We start from the raw sequence: 13373 nt of genomic DNA, 5'->3' as shown, positions 1-13373 counted from the left end.
TTGCGCCGATCCTCCGGACGGTTGGCCTCGGCCCGCCGCCCCGGTGACCGGTGGTTCCCGATCCGGTGTGCGAGCCGGATCTCTTCGAACGGCTGACGCTATCGACTTCAAACGGCCGGAGGTCCGCCTCCGGCCGCTTCTTTTTGTCCGCCGCCTTTTTTGTCTGGCGCCGTTTCCGCGACCATTCGTTGTCACAGCCGCGCCGTGACGGCATGGCTGACCTGCGCCATCCCAACCGTCATAATCGGGAAATCGTGATTAAGTCTTGAGCGCGACCGCGAAATTGCCGTGTCGGTTGCCCTGCCCGATGGTGGGGAAGCTGCGTTGCAGTGCGGAATAAGCCATTGACTTGGGACCTCGTTGCCGCCACTTGTGTTCCATGCTCACCACAAACCGATCAGGGGCGTAATTGCCCCCCCGCCGGACCTCATCGGACGAGGGCCGGCTGCGGGTCCCATCGCCGCGCAAAGCCTTGCGCGGCGTGCGCCGTTTCTTTTCCCCGTCGGCGCATTCTCGGCGATGGCCCGCGCACTCTGGTTGAACGATGAAAGGACAAGACAGTATGGATCAACCCCTCGCAGGAAAGAGCATTGCCATTCTCGTCGCCAACGGCTTTGAGGAACTGGAGATGACGGAGCCGCAACGGGCTCTCCTCAAGACCGGCGCTACTCTTCGTACGATTTCTCCCGAACAGGGTCTGGTGAACGGCTGGCACGGCAAGTCCTGGGGCCATTACTTCCCGGTGGACAAGCAGGTCGGCGAGGTTCTGGGTGCCGACTATGACATGCTGCTGCTGCCGGGTGGCGAGCGCAGCGTCACCAAGCTGCAGCAGAGCGCCCACACCCGCCGCATCGTCGGTCACTTCCTGGACGCCGGCAAGCCGATCGCCGCGATCGATCAGGGCATCCAGCTCCTGGCCATCCCGGGCAAGCTGAAGGGCCGCACGCTGGCCGCTCCGGAGGCCGTCCGCGCCGAGCTGGAAGCCGCCGGCGGCAAGATCAGCGACGAGGCTCTGGTGGTGGACAACGTGACCATCACGGCGCTGGGCCATGACGAGCTGGCCGCCTTCGTCGAGCAGGTCGTCAAGGTCTTCTCCGAGGCCGCCGCCGTGCGCAAGGCCGCCTGAGGCCAAGCCAGCTTAAGGCCAAGCCAAAGCGCCTCGACAGGCCGCCCGTTTTTCCTGCGGGTATCGTCTTGTGGGTTCACGGCCGCCGCGCTTTCAGCGCGCGCGGCCGTTGCGCGTTTTGGGGACCCGTTTCCGGTTTTTGAAAACCCGCTTTTTAGAGACGTTGCATTCCCCCGCCGACCCGGCAGGGCGGAAAGGTCAGGCGCACCGTCGTCCCGGCCCCGACCCGGCTGTCGATGTGGAAACCACCGCCGTGCAGCGCGATCAGCGCGCGGGTCAGCGGTAGGCCCAGGCCGGAGCCGCGCTCCGCCGCCCGCTCGCGGCCCTGGTGGTTATGACCCTGGTTGCGGCCATGCACCTGCCCGAAGGCGTCCAGCGCCACCGGGATTTGTTCGGGCCGCATGCCGATGCCGTTGTCGGCGACGGTCAGCGCGATGCCGCCGTCCTCCGTCAGCTCCGCGCGCACCCGCACGCACCCGTCCTTGGGCGGCGAGAACTTGATGGCGTTGCCGATCAGGTTGGTCAGCATCTGCCGGATCTGCGAGGCGTCGCCGTGCAGGCTGGGCAGATCGTCGGGAATTTCCATGCACAGCGCCACCGCGGCCTCGCAGGCCCGCGGCTGCATCATGCCGAAGGTCAGGTCGACCAGCAGCGACAGGTTGCAGGCCTCCTCATGCAGGTCCATCCGCCCCGCCTCGATCCGCGCGAGGTCGAGCAGGTTGTTGATGAGGTCCAGCATATAGACGCCGGCCGCCGCGATCTGGCCGGCATATTCGCGGTAGCGCGGGTTGTTCGGCCCCATCATCTCGTCGTGGATGATCTGGGCGAAGCCGAGCACGGCGTTCAGCGGGGTGCGCAGTTCGTGGCTCAGATGGTGGACATAGTCGGACTTGCGCTGGTTGGCTTGTTCGGCCTCGTCGCGGGCGGCGCTCAGCTCGGCCTCGCGGCCCTTCAGGTCGGTGATGTCGGCGCGGATGCCGACGGTCCCGCCCTCGTGGGTCCGCCATTCCTCGATGCGGATCCAGCGCCCGTCGTGAAGCTGCACCTCCATGGGGGCGCCGGCGCCGCGGTGCTGCGCGATCCGCCGCTCGATCCAACCCTCCAGGTCGCCGTCCGGCACTTGGTAGACGCCCCGCTCGACCCCGCCGCGCAGCACCTCCTCGAACCGGGCCCCCGGCGTGATGAGGTCGGTGTTGGCGGAAAACAGCTCGCGATAGCGCCCGTTGCACAGCACCAGCCGGTCCTGGGCGTCGTACAGCACGAAACCCTCGGTGATGCATTCGATGGCGTCGGACAGCAGATGATGGGCGCGCCGGGCGGCGCTTTCCGCCAGCACCCGTTCGGTGACGTTGCGGATGCTGCACATCACCCGGTCGCTGTCGGGCAGGGCGACCAGCCGCGCCTCGAAGAACTTGGTGCTCCCCTCCGATCCGGCCCCCGTCTGGCCAAGCGGCGGCGGCAGGGAGAAATCCAGACCGATGACCGTCTGCCCCTCGTTCAGCCGGCCGAGCGCCGCGGCGAGCATCGCGGCGGCGGGATCGGGCAGAACCTCCTGCACGCGGTGCGCCAGGAAGCGCTCGGCGGGAACGTTCAGGTCGCCCGGGCTGGCGGCGGCGAAGTCGAGGATGGTGCCGTCGCGCAGCAGCTCGAAGCGGATGTCGGGATAGGCGTAGGACAACGCGATGAGCTGCTCGTTCAGCCGCATCATCTCCTGCCGGGCGCCGCTGTCGGCGGGGGCTTCGGCCAGGATCAGCCCGTTCGGGAGCGGCGCCGGAACCAGCCGGAGGTCCACCTCCAGCGGCAGGACCAGAGGGGCGTGGATGACCGCCCGCACCTCCACCGTCCGCCCCGCGGCGGCCTGCCCCAGCGCGGCGGGGAAGCGGTTGGACAGGCTGATCCGGACGGCGGCGGCGGGCGCGCCGGGTTCCAGGCCGATCAGCGCGCGGGCGGCGCCGTTCAGCCACAGGGTCAGGCCATCGGGGTGGAGCAGCCACAGCGGCGTGGCGAGCGCGTCCAGCCACGCCAAGCCGGCCGCATCCTCAGGAGCCATGTCCAGCCCAGTCATTTCCAACCCGGCCCTCGTCACCCCGGTGCTCGCCAACCCGGCCTTCTCCAGCCCAAGAGGCGCCGCATCGGCGTGCGGGGCGACGGGAAGGACGGTGGTCATGGGCGGTGATAGGGCAGATCATGCATGGCGGACATGCTATCAGAGCAAGGCAGGGCGTGAACAGGGGCAGGGGGACCGTCCAAACCGTCTATTTCCAGAACAACCGCGGAAAAATGAAACGGAAAGGGTGGGGATCAGCCTTTCGCACCGCAGAAAACCACGGCATCGGCGCTGACACCAGCCCCCATCCATGCATAAATCCGTACCGCTCACCAGGGACATCGCTGCCGATCCACCCCATCGGAGGACCGCCATGGCCGACGAGAGTTCTCAAGATGGCCCACAGGATGGCCAGATCCGCGACAAACTGGTCGCCACCAAGGAGCAGTGGGCGCGGGAGGGGCAGGGGCTGACCGGAAAGACCGCCGATCCGGCGCGCGACCGTCTGCCGCCCGGCCAGCGTCTGGTCGAAACTTGGCCGGTGCTCGATCTCGGCCTCCTGCCGCGGGTGACCGAGGCGACCTGGACCCTGGCGGTGGACGGGCTGGTCGACACTCCCGTCACCTGGAACTGGACGGACCTGCAGGCCCAGCCGCGGGAGCGCGTCGTCTCCGACATCCATTGCGTCACCACATGGTCGCGCTACGACAACCAATGGGAGGGCGTGACCACCCGCCACCTGCTGTCGGTCGTCCAGCCCCGGCCGGAGGCGCGCTTCGTCCTCTGCCATTCCTCCGACGGCTACACCACCAACCTGCCGCTGGAGGCCTTCGCGGCGGAGGACGCGCTGCTCGCCACCGGCTGGGAGGGCCAGCCGATCAGCCGCGACCATGGCGGCCCCGTCCGAGTCGTCGTGCCGAAGCTCTATTTCTGGAAGAGCGCCAAGTGGGTGAAGCGGATCGAGTTCCTGGCGGAGGACCGCCGCGGCTATTGGGAGGTCCGCGGCTATCACAATGACGCCGACCCCTGGCGGGAAGAACGCTACAGCGAGTAGCGTGCGACGGCGCCCGCCGTTCCGGTCCAGAAACAATCCCGGCGACAATCGACGCCAAGGGACGGCCGGTCGCCGGGCAAGACATTGACCGGACCATTTCAGAACGCGACTTCGCAAAATCGTGGCGTCTTTCGTCCGATTTGCGCCAGATCATTCCCTTGTTCCGCAATGCTGACGTAGCCGTACGGGCGTCGGGCGACTCACATTCGGACGCAAGGGATTAACCAATGACAGTGGACTCGGTCACGATTGCCCTGGTGGGCAGCGGTGGCGCCGGCGCGATGACCGCCGGACAGATGCTGCTGGATGCCGCCGCCAACGTGGGATGGTACGGGTTGATGTCGCGGACCACCGGCCCGCAGATCCGTGGCGGCGAGGCCGCCGCCCTCGTTCGCCTGTCGCCGACGCCCGTTCACGGTCCGGGGGACCGTTTCGACCTGATCGTCGCCTTCGACTGGCAGAATGTGGAGCGCTTCGCGGCCGAGCTTCCGCTGTCGGACAAGAGCGTCATCATCACCGACCCCAGCCAGGGCGAGGTGCCCGCGGTCCTGGCCGCCAGCGGCGCCCGCCAGGTCGAGCTGCCAATCAAGGAACTGGCCGGCCGCATCCCCAGCGGGCGCGTCAACATGGTCGGCCTCGGCGCCGTCGCGGCGATCGTCGGCCTGCCGCGCGCCGGCATCGACGCGGTGATCCAGAAGGCGCTGGGCAAGAAGGGCGACGCCGCCATCCAGGCGTCCAACGCCGGCATCGACGCCGGAACCAAGGAGGCCGCCGGCTGGAACCTCGGCCTGGAGCTGGCCGCCCCCAACAAGGAGGGCGCCACCCGCTGGAACATCTCCGGCAACGAGGCCGCCGGGCTGGGCGCCCTGAAGGGCGGGGTGAAGTTCTGCGCCGCCTACCCGATCACGCCGGCGACCGAGATCCTGGAGTGGCTGGCCCCCAACCTCGCCAAGACCGGAGGCAAGCTGGTCCAGGCAGAGGATGAGCTGGCCTCCATCGCCATGTGCCTGGGCGCCTCCTTCAGCGGCGTGCCGTCGATCACCGCGACCGCCGGCCCCGGCCTGTCGCTGATGACCGAATGCATCGGCCTGGGCGTGGCCTCCGAGACCCCGGTGGTGATCGTCGACGTGCAGCGCGGCGGCCCGTCCACCGGCATCCCGACCAAGTCCGAACAGTCCGACCTGAACATCGCCGTCTACGGCCTGCACGGCGACGCCCCGCATCTGGTGGTCGGCCCGACCTCCATCGCCGATTGCCTGTTCACCACCCAGTGGGCGGTGCATCTGGCCGAGGCCCTGCAGACCCCGGCCATCGTGCTGTCCGATCAGGCGATGGGCCAGTCCCGCGCCATCGTCGACAAGCCGGCCGACGCCCCCCACAAGGCGAACCGGCTGCTGGCGACCGATCTCGGCGGCGAGGCGACGTACAAGCGCTACGCCAACACCGAATCGGGTGTCTCCCCCGCCGCCATCCCCGGCATGGCGGGCGGCGAGCACACCGCCGACGGTCTGGAGCATGCGGAGAACGCCCTGCCGTCCTCGCAGGCGTCCGACCACCAGAAGCAGCTCGACAAGCGCCTGCGCAAGCTGACCAGCCACGACTACGGCGACGCCTGGGCCGACGTCGAGGGCGAGGGCGAGATCGCCGTCGTCACCTGGGGCTCCGCCACCGGCCCGTCGCGCGAGGCGGTGCGCCGGCTGGAGGCCGCCGGCACCAAGGCCCGGCTGGTCGCCATCCGCCTGATCTCCCCGGTCCAGCCGGCCAAGCTGGCCGCGGCGCTGGACGGTGTCTCCAAGGTCCTGGTCGTCGAGCAGACGCACGGCGCCCAGTTCCACAAGTTCCTGCGCGGGCATTACGACCTGCCGGGCGCTGTGTCGGTGTTCAGCCGCCCCGGCCCGCTGCCGATCCGCGCCCGCGAGGTGCACGAGACGCTTCTTTCCCTGATCTGACCGGCCGGAGCACGAAATCCATGGATACCCATCTGACCGACGATGTCGTGGGCCCGCTGCCCGGCGACTACAAATCCGACGTGAAGCCCATCTGGTGCCCCGGCTGCGGCGACTATTCCGTGCTGGCCGGCATCACCCGCGCCATGGCGACCATGGGGCTGGAGCGCAAGGACACCGTCGTGGTGTCGGGCATCGGCTGCTCGTCGCGCATCCCCGCCTACACCAGCGTCTACGGCTACCACACGGTGCACGGCCGCTCGCTGGCCGTGGCGTCCGGCGTGAAGCTGGCCCGGCCGGAGCTGAACGTGCTGATCTTCGGCGGCGACGGCGACGGCTTCTCGATCGGCGGCAACCACTTCCTGCACGCCTGCCGCCGCAACGTCGACATGACCTACATCGTCATGGACAACCAGGTCTACGGCATGACCAAGGGTCAGGCCTCGCCGACCACCGAGGCCGACTGGTGCGAGTCGAAGCTGACCCCGGAAGGGCCGGGCGTCAACCCGATCCAGCCGGTCGCCCTGGCGCTGGCCTGCGGCGCGAACTTCGTCGCCCGCGGCTTCTCCAACAACCCGAACGAGGTCGCGCGCCTGATCGTGGAGGGCGTGCGGCACCCCGGCTTCTCGGTCATCCACATCCTGTCCCCCTGCGTCACCTTCCGCCCCGAGCAACGCAACTGGAAGAGCACGGTCCATCCCTACGGCCGCGAGCCGACGGACGACCCGAACGAGGCGATGCGCGCCGTCCTCGAGGACGACGGGTTCGGCCTCGGCATCTTCCTCGCTGGCAATCGCCGTCCGTTCCAGCCGGAATCGGCGGCCACCCGCAGCATCGCCCAGATCGAAGAGGGGTTCGCGGTATGAAGACGAAAGTGCTGAACGGGGCCGCCAACGTCGGCCTGTTCCTCGCCCACGCGCTGGCCCTGGAGATCGAGGCGGCGGAGCGCTACACCGAGCTGGCCGACAGCATGGAGGCCCACAACAATGTGGAGGTCGCCAAGCTGTTCCGCGATCTGTCCACCTACTCGGCCAAACACGCCGAAGAGGTGAAGCAGATCGCCCGGGAGTTCGGCGCGCTGCCCAAGGTCGCCCCCTGGGAATTCCAGTGGGACGCCACCACCGAGTCCCCGGAGTCCGCGGCCTTCGAGAACGCCCATTACCTGATGAAACCGCACCACGCGCTGAAGATGGCGCTGTTGAGCGAGCATCAGGGCAACAACTACTACGCCTCGGTCGCCGCCGAGACGAAGGACCCGGAGGTCGCCCGCCTCGCCCGCGAGTTCGCGGAGGAGGAGGCCGGCCACGTCGCCCTGGTCCGCAAGTGGCTGGAGCGCTACCCGGCCCCGAAGGACGACTGGTCGGACGATCCCGATCCGCCCAACATCTCCGACTGAAACGATCGGGCAAAAGGCCTTTGGGATTGAGACCGGACGCTAGCGGATGGTAAGGACGGGACGGCCCAGTGCCGTCCCGTTTCCTTTTGGCCTTTGGTATGACCGACGGACTTCCGCAAACCGACCCCGCCGCCATCGTCCCGTCTCCCTGCGTCAGCGTGTGCAAGCTGACCGCCGACCGCGCCTATTGCATCGGCTGCCTGCGCACGCTGGAGGAGATCCGCGGCTGGAAGCACATGAACGCCGACCAGAAGCGCGCCCTGCTGGCCGATCTGGAGAAGCGTCAGGCCGCCGCCGCGGAGTAACCGTCCCTCGCGTGTTTTCCGGCGTCAGGCCGGGGTGCCGCGCAGCAGCGTCATGCGGTCGCGGTCGGCGCGGATGCGGTCGAGATGCTGCACCGCCACCGCGGTGATCGGCAGGGGAAGCTCCTTGGCCAGGGCCTCCTCGTAGGCACGGACGCATTCGCCCTCGCCGCGCTGCACCTCGGCGAGGATCGCCTCGCGGTCGTGGCCCAGGACGTTGGTCTTCAGCTCCAGAAAGAAGCGGTGGGCGCCGCCCATCACGGTGCCGCCCATGTCCGGCGCCCCGCCCTGTTCGGCGACGAGGCGCTGCACCTCGCGCACGATGGCGCCGCGTTGGGCGGCCAGATCGTTGAACAGGGCCTTCAAATCCTCGTCTTCCAAAGCCTCAGCGGCCTGACGATAGGCTTCGTGGCTGTCCTCGACGATGCGGATCAGATCGTTGAGGGTGTCGACGATCTGGTCTTTTCCCATCACGGCCGGTTCATTTGCCGACATGGCCGGTTCCTCCCCTGGCAGGCTGCCCAACCACTTGAAAACCTGCCGCTCCGGTGAAGGTTCCTCGATGCATCCGAAGGGTGCTCCGCTTGGGTTGGTCCGCATCGTCCGATGGTGACGAACCACTGCTCCGCCTGTTGTCGGTCCATCCCCAATGGACTGTCCGATAACGCAACGAGGGAGAGGACCTGTGGCCAACACCACCAAGGAGACCCTGATCGACTGGCTCCGCGACGCCCACGCCATGGAGAGCCAGGCGGTCGAGATGCTGGAGCGGCAGGCGGAGCGCATCAAGAACTACCCGGACGTCCTCGCCAAGGTGCAGGAGCACATCGAGGTGTCGAACCGGCAGGCCGACCGGCTGAAGCAGTGCCTGCAGCGCCTGGGCACCGACACCTCGGCCATCAAGACCGGCGTCGCCATGCTGATCGGCAACGCCCAATCGCTGTCCGGTGTCGTGGCGTCGGACGAGATCGTGAAGGCGTCGATCTTCGACTATTCCTTCGAGCATTTCGAGATCGCCAACTACCGCGCCCTGATCTCCGCCGCGGAGCAGGCCGGGGAACCGGAGATCGCCCGGATGCTGCAGCCGAGCCTGGACGAGGAGCTGGAAATGGCCGCGTGGCTGGAACAGCGCCTGCCGCAGCTCACCAAGACCTATCTGGAGCGCCGCGAAACCGCCGGCACCGCCGAAGCGAAGCGCTAACCTCAACAGAGAAGCGCTAACCTCAACAGAGAAGCGGTAGCGTCAACGCGTCTGCGAAACCGCGCCGGGGCACCGCCCCCGGCGCGGTTTCCTTTTTCAGTGAAGCGCCAACGCCGACCGCCGGCGAACCGCCGGGCGGGCGCGCCAGAGGGCGAGCAGATGGCCGGACAGGGTCATCGCGTCCGACGCCAGCCCGAAGGCCGAACCGGCCAGCGCGTTGTGGCCGGCCCCGACCACCGTCGAGGACAGGAAGAACAGCCGCATCCGCCCGACCCGGCTCTGCCAGCGCCCGATGGTGCCCAGGACGAAGCCCGCCGCCGACAGGGCGGACATCGGCCCCTGCCACGTCGCCGCCGCGACGGCCAGCGCCGCCGGGACGGTCAGGGCGAACAGAACGCGCAGCCAGCGCGGCCGCCGGTCCGGATAGGCGGCGGCCATCTGCACGAGGCCAAGCGCGCACATCAGCGTGCCCGTGTGGGCACCCAGGGCGAAAAAGTGGAGGACGAACAGCGCGCCGGCCCCGGCCTGCGCGGTCAGGATCGCCCGCCGGTCCTGAAGCAGCGTGGACAGGACGCCCAACGCCAGACCGGCGAGTCCGCTCACCGCGACCAGCGACAGGGACGGCAGGTAGTGCAACAGGAAAACCATGGATAACGCCTTCACCCTTCGGAAAATGCTGCGCCGCAGCAGAAAGCCGCGGCGAAAGGGGGCGGACGCTAGGCGCGGATGGTTAACCGGCTGTGAATCGGGGTGTGATCAAGAGTGGGCGGACCGCCCCGCAGGACCGATTCGCGATAAGGGCAAAAAGCGTTTAATGCCAACGATCTCGCGACCTATGGCCTGACCATGGGCATACCCCTGTGGTCGGGGGCACCCCATGGGCATTTCACCTTTGCGACGTTTCACCGGGACGGTGAGGCGGTCATTCTTCGCACCGCAAGATGACACGCCCAAGAAAACACATGCTCTCACACGCTCTCGACGCCGTGCCTTCCCGAAACGCCGTGCCTGAGACGCCTCCTGGAATAAGACGCTCTGGATGAGATGCCCTATGAACCAGCTGACGAAACGGGACGCCGCACGTCTTCCCGCGCCACCCACCTGTTGCCATTGCGGGAAACCTTTGCGGGCCGGGGAACCGCATTGGGCCGGCGATGCCGAGAACCGTCCCTGGCACTATGGCTGCGCCGAGCGGGTCGGCCTGACCATGTCATGGACGCGGGTCCGCCATCGCCGCGCGATCGTCGCGGGAGTTTGACCGCGCCGCGCTGTTACCACCCGGGCCGAAATTCATCGGCAGGGCCTTCAAAAAGGGGGAAGCATGAAGGGGACACCGCAAAGCCTCTGGCTGTCCATGGCCAACCGGACGGCCAGCCAGGCCATCGGTTTCTGGAGCGGCGTGTTCGGCGCCGCCGCCCGGCGCAACCAGACCGCCCTGTTCAACGCCATAACCAAACCGCCCAAGCCGAAGCGCACCACGCGGAAAAAGAAAAACGGCTGAGGGAAACCTTCGCCAGGCAGAGTCCAGAAAGCAGAAAAGCCGCCCAAGGGCGGCTTTCTTGTGCAGACTGGAAGGAATGGCGCGCCCGAAGAGATTCGAACTCCTGACCCCCAGATTCGTAGTCTGGTGCTCTATCCAGCTGAGCTACGGGCGCATTCCTGTTTGTCTTCCCGGCGGCGGCGGTGACCGTCCGTCGTCGAGGCGCGCAACTTACTCAAAAGGGTTTCGGGCTGCAAGACCTTTTTTCGCCTTTTCACGCGGTCGATTGCCCGGCGGTGGGGCTTGCGGTATAAGCGGCGCACGTTTCTTTCGGAGTCCATAGCCGTGCCAGAAGCCGTTCCGTTCAACAAGCACTTCCCGGTGTCCTGGGAGGAGCTTCACCGCAACGCCAAGGCGTTGGCCTGGCGCCTGATCGACAAGGGCCCGTGGAAGGGCATCATCGCCATCACCCGTGGCGGTCTCGTCCCGGCGGCCATCATCGCGCGCGAGTTGGAACTGCGCATGATCGACACCGTCTGCGTCTCCAGCTACGACCACCAGAACCAGCGCGAGGCGATGGTGCTGAAGGGCGTGGAGGGCGCCAACGCCGGGGACGGCGAGGGCTGGCTGATCATCGATGACCTCGTCGACACCGGCAAAACCGCGGTGGTCGTGCGCAAGATGCTGCCCAAGGCGCATTTCGCCACCGTCTACGCCAAGCCGCTGGGGCGTCCGCTGGTCGACACCTTCATCACCGAGGTGAGCCAGGACACCTGGATCCACTTTCCGTGGGACATCGAGCTGCAATTCTCCCAGCCGATCGCCAAGCAGCACCGCGGCGCCTGAAAATTGCCCTCTACCCTCTGGGGAGAGGGTGGCCCGGAGGGCCGGGTGAGGGGGTTGCGCTTGTGCCGAACGTACCGCTACGCGCATCCCCCTCACCCTAACCCTCTCCCCGGAGGGGAGAGGGGACAACTCCCACCCGCTTGACACTTGACACAAGCCCAAGCGTCTTGTGTCAAGTCTACAGCAGCCCCGCCGAGCGGTGGCGTGGGTCGAGCGCGTCGCGCAGCCCGTCGCCCAGCAGGTTCAGCCCCAGCACCGTCACCGCGATGGCCGCCCCGGGAAAGATCGCCTGGAGGGGGGAGGTGAACAGAAAGGTCTGCGCGTCGCCCAGCATCTTGCCCCAGGACGGCGAGGGCGGCTGGATGCCCAGCCCCAGATAGCTCAGCGCCGCCTCGTTCAGCACCGCCACGGCGAACAGCACCGTCCCCTGGACGATCACCACCCCGGCGATGTTGGGCAGCACATGGACCAGCGTCACCGACAGCGGCCCGCGCCCCAGCGCCAGCGCCGCCCGCACGAAGTCCCGCCGCCAGACTGCCAGCGCCGCCCCGCGCGCCACCCGCGCGAAGACCGCGGCGTTGAACAGGCCGAGCGCCAGCACGACGTTCACCGCCCCCGCCCCCAGCGCCGCCGTCAGCAGGATCGCCGTCAGCACCGCGGGAAAGGCGAACAGCAGGTCGCCCAGCCGGGCCACCGCCTCGTCCCCCCAGCGTCCCCAGGCGGAGGCGGCCAGCCCCAGCGGCACGCCCAGCAGGGCGCCCAGCGCCACCGCCGCCGCCCCGACGGCCAGCGAGTTGCGGGCGCCGACCAGGATCATCGACAGCACATCGCGCCCGAAATGGTCGGTGCCCAGCCAATGGACCGGCCCCGGCGGGCGCAGCCGGGCGACCACCCGCACCTGCTCCGCCGGGAAGGGCGTCCAGGCCAGCGACAGCAGCGCCGCCCCGACCACCAGCGCGGTGAGCAGCCCGCCCAGCAGCAGGCTGACCGGCAGGCGCCTAAGCCGTCTCACGAACCCTCTCATGCCGTCACCCGCGGGCGCGGGTCGATGGCCGCGCAGGCGATGTCGACCAGCGCGTTGACCGTCACCACCGTCACCGCCAGCAGCACGACGACGCTCTGCACCACGATCAGGTCGTGCTGGCCGATGGCCTGATAGAGCAGCCGGCCCAGCCCCGGCAGGGTGAAGACGTTCTCCACCACCACCGCCCCGGCGACCAGGAAGGAGAATTGCAGGCCGAGGATGGTGGCGACGGGGATCAGCGCGTTGGGCAGCACGTGGCGGCGCAGGACCACGCGGCGCGGCAAGCCCTTGGCGACCGCCGTGCGCACATACTCCTCGCGCAGCGTGTCGAGCGCCGCGGTGCGGGTGATGCGCGCCAGGATCGCCGCCTCCGGCAAGGCCAGCGCCACGGCGGGCAGCAGGAGCGCCTTCAGCGCCGGCCCCGCCCCGGCCTCCCACCCCGGAAAGCCGCCGGCGGAGAACCAGCCCAGCCGAACGGAGAACAGCAAAATCAACAGGATGGCGAACCAGAAGCCGGGCACCGCGATGCCCATCTGCCCGAAGGCCATGACCGCCCAGTCCCCGGCCCGGCCCTGCCGCCCGGCGGCGAACAGGCCGAGCGGGATGGCGATGCCTGCCGACAGGATCAGCGCCAGCCCGGCCAGCGGCAGGGTGATGGCCAGCCGGTCGGCGACCAGCCCGGCGACCGGGCGCGCGTAGGTCAGGCTGGTCCCGAAATCCCCGTGCAGCATGCCGCCCACCCAGCCGGCGTAGCGGACGGGCCAGGGCCGGTCGAGCCCCATCTGGGCACGCAGGGCGGCCACCGCCTCCGGCTGCGCGCTGGTGCCGAGCATGACCAGGGCGGGGTCGCCGGGGATCGCCTCCAGCACGGCGAAGACCACCAGCGTGGCCAGCCACGCCGTCAGCGCCAGGGTGAGCAGACGGCGCACCAGGAAGGCGAGCACCCGGGTC

The 13373-nt window shown here is 68.5% G+C and carries 14 protein-coding genes and 1 tRNA gene; 9 read left to right on the top strand and 6 right to left on the bottom strand.

Going from position 1 to position 13373, the window contains the following annotated elements; genetic code table 11:
- Nucleotides 1–562 precede the first annotated feature (562 nt).
- On the top strand, nt 563–1126 hold the full coding sequence (locus FBZ83_RS11525) for a DJ-1/PfpI family protein (RefSeq protein ID WP_094301285.1): 564 nt from the start codon (nt 563–565) through the stop codon (nt 1124–1126).
- A gap of 154 nt (nt 1127–1280) precedes the next feature.
- Here the strand turns inward: FBZ83_RS11525 and FBZ83_RS11520 are convergent, their stop codons facing one another.
- Nucleotides 1281–3293 carry a PAS domain-containing sensor histidine kinase gene (locus FBZ83_RS11520; protein ID WP_145682661.1) on the bottom strand — a complete coding sequence of 671 codons (2013 nt, stop codon included), beginning with the start codon at nt 3291–3293 and terminating at the stop codon, nt 1281–1283.
- A gap of 253 nt (nt 3294–3546) precedes the next feature.
- Between FBZ83_RS11520 and FBZ83_RS11515 the strand changes: the two genes are divergently transcribed.
- The 5 genes from FBZ83_RS11515 (at nt 3547) to FBZ83_RS11495 (ending at nt 7874) form a co-directional block, all read left to right on the top strand.
- Nucleotides 3547–4227, top strand: coding sequence for a sulfite oxidase-like oxidoreductase (locus FBZ83_RS11515; protein WP_145682659.1), 681 nt, complete (start codon nt 3547–3549; stop codon nt 4225–4227).
- A 227-nt stretch (nt 4228–4454) separates the two neighbouring features.
- Nucleotides 4455–6176: a 2-oxoacid:acceptor oxidoreductase subunit alpha gene (locus FBZ83_RS11510; RefSeq protein ID WP_145682657.1), complete on the top strand. Its 1722-nt coding sequence runs from the start codon at nt 4455–4457 to the stop codon at nt 6174–6176.
- 20 nt (nt 6177–6196) lie between these two features.
- A complete protein-coding gene (locus tag FBZ83_RS11505; protein WP_051658017.1) occupies nt 6197–7039 on the top strand; it encodes a 2-oxoacid:ferredoxin oxidoreductase subunit beta in 843 nt (280 codons plus the stop codon).
- A complete protein-coding gene (locus FBZ83_RS11500) occupies nt 7036–7569 on the top strand; it encodes a ferritin-like domain-containing protein (RefSeq protein ID WP_145682655.1) in 534 nt (177 codons plus the stop codon). The genes FBZ83_RS11505 and FBZ83_RS11500 overlap by 4 nt, the downstream gene beginning before the upstream one ends.
- Nucleotides 7570–7667: 98 nt before the next feature.
- Complete coding sequence (locus FBZ83_RS11495; RefSeq protein ID WP_145682653.1) at nt 7668–7874, top strand: DUF1289 domain-containing protein; 207 nt, start codon at nt 7668–7670, stop codon at nt 7872–7874.
- A gap of 24 nt (nt 7875–7898) precedes the next feature.
- Here FBZ83_RS11495 and FBZ83_RS11490 read toward each other — a convergent pair whose 3' ends face one another.
- A complete protein-coding gene (locus FBZ83_RS11490; RefSeq protein ID WP_145682652.1) occupies nt 7899–8366 on the bottom strand; it encodes a PA2169 family four-helix-bundle protein in 468 nt (155 codons plus the stop codon).
- Nucleotides 8367–8556: 190 nt separating this feature from the next.
- Here FBZ83_RS11490 and FBZ83_RS11485 point away from each other — a divergent pair, with 190 nt between their 5' ends.
- Nucleotides 8557–9072: a ferritin-like domain-containing protein gene (locus FBZ83_RS11485; protein WP_014239055.1), complete on the top strand. Its 516-nt coding sequence runs from the start codon at nt 8557–8559 to the stop codon at nt 9070–9072.
- A gap of 96 nt (nt 9073–9168) precedes the next feature.
- Here the strand turns inward: FBZ83_RS11485 and FBZ83_RS11480 are convergent, their stop codons facing one another.
- Nucleotides 9169–9720: a YgjV family protein gene (locus FBZ83_RS11480; RefSeq protein WP_145682650.1), complete on the bottom strand. Its 552-nt coding sequence runs from the start codon at nt 9718–9720 to the stop codon at nt 9169–9171.
- A 673-nt stretch (nt 9721–10393) separates the two neighbouring features.
- Here FBZ83_RS11480 and FBZ83_RS11475 point away from each other — a divergent pair.
- Nucleotides 10394–10573, top strand: coding sequence for a hypothetical protein (locus FBZ83_RS11475; protein ID WP_145682647.1), 180 nt, complete (start codon nt 10394–10396; stop codon nt 10571–10573).
- Nucleotides 10574–10650: 77 nt separating this feature from the next.
- Here FBZ83_RS11475 and FBZ83_RS11470 read toward each other — a convergent pair.
- Nucleotides 10651–10727: transfer RNA gene (locus FBZ83_RS11470), tRNA-Arg, on the bottom strand.
- A 170-nt stretch (nt 10728–10897) separates the two neighbouring features.
- Between FBZ83_RS11470 and gpt the strand changes: the two genes are divergently transcribed.
- Complete coding sequence (gene gpt / locus FBZ83_RS11465; RefSeq protein WP_035670736.1) at nt 10898–11398, top strand: xanthine phosphoribosyltransferase; 501 nt, start codon at nt 10898–10900, stop codon at nt 11396–11398.
- Between the two features lie 178 nt (nt 11399–11576).
- On the opposite strand, the gene FBZ83_RS11460 is transcribed toward gpt, so the two are convergent.
- Nucleotides 11577–12410, bottom strand: coding sequence for an ABC transporter permease (locus FBZ83_RS11460; RefSeq protein WP_247888268.1), 834 nt, complete (start codon nt 12408–12410; stop codon nt 11577–11579).
- An 8-nt stretch (nt 12411–12418) separates the two neighbouring features.
- Nucleotides 12419–13366, bottom strand: coding sequence for an ABC transporter permease (locus FBZ83_RS11455; protein ID WP_145682642.1), 948 nt, complete (start codon nt 13364–13366; stop codon nt 12419–12421).
- Between the last annotated feature and the right edge of the window lie 7 nt (nt 13367–13373).

Origin of the sequence: Azospirillum brasilense, from assembly GCF_007827815.1 — a bacterium.
Classification (GTDB): domain Bacteria; phylum Pseudomonadota; class Alphaproteobacteria; order Azospirillales; family Azospirillaceae; genus Azospirillum; species Azospirillum brasilense_C.
Note: the sequence above shows the minus strand (reverse complement) of the source record. Positions and strands in the feature narration are given on the sequence as shown.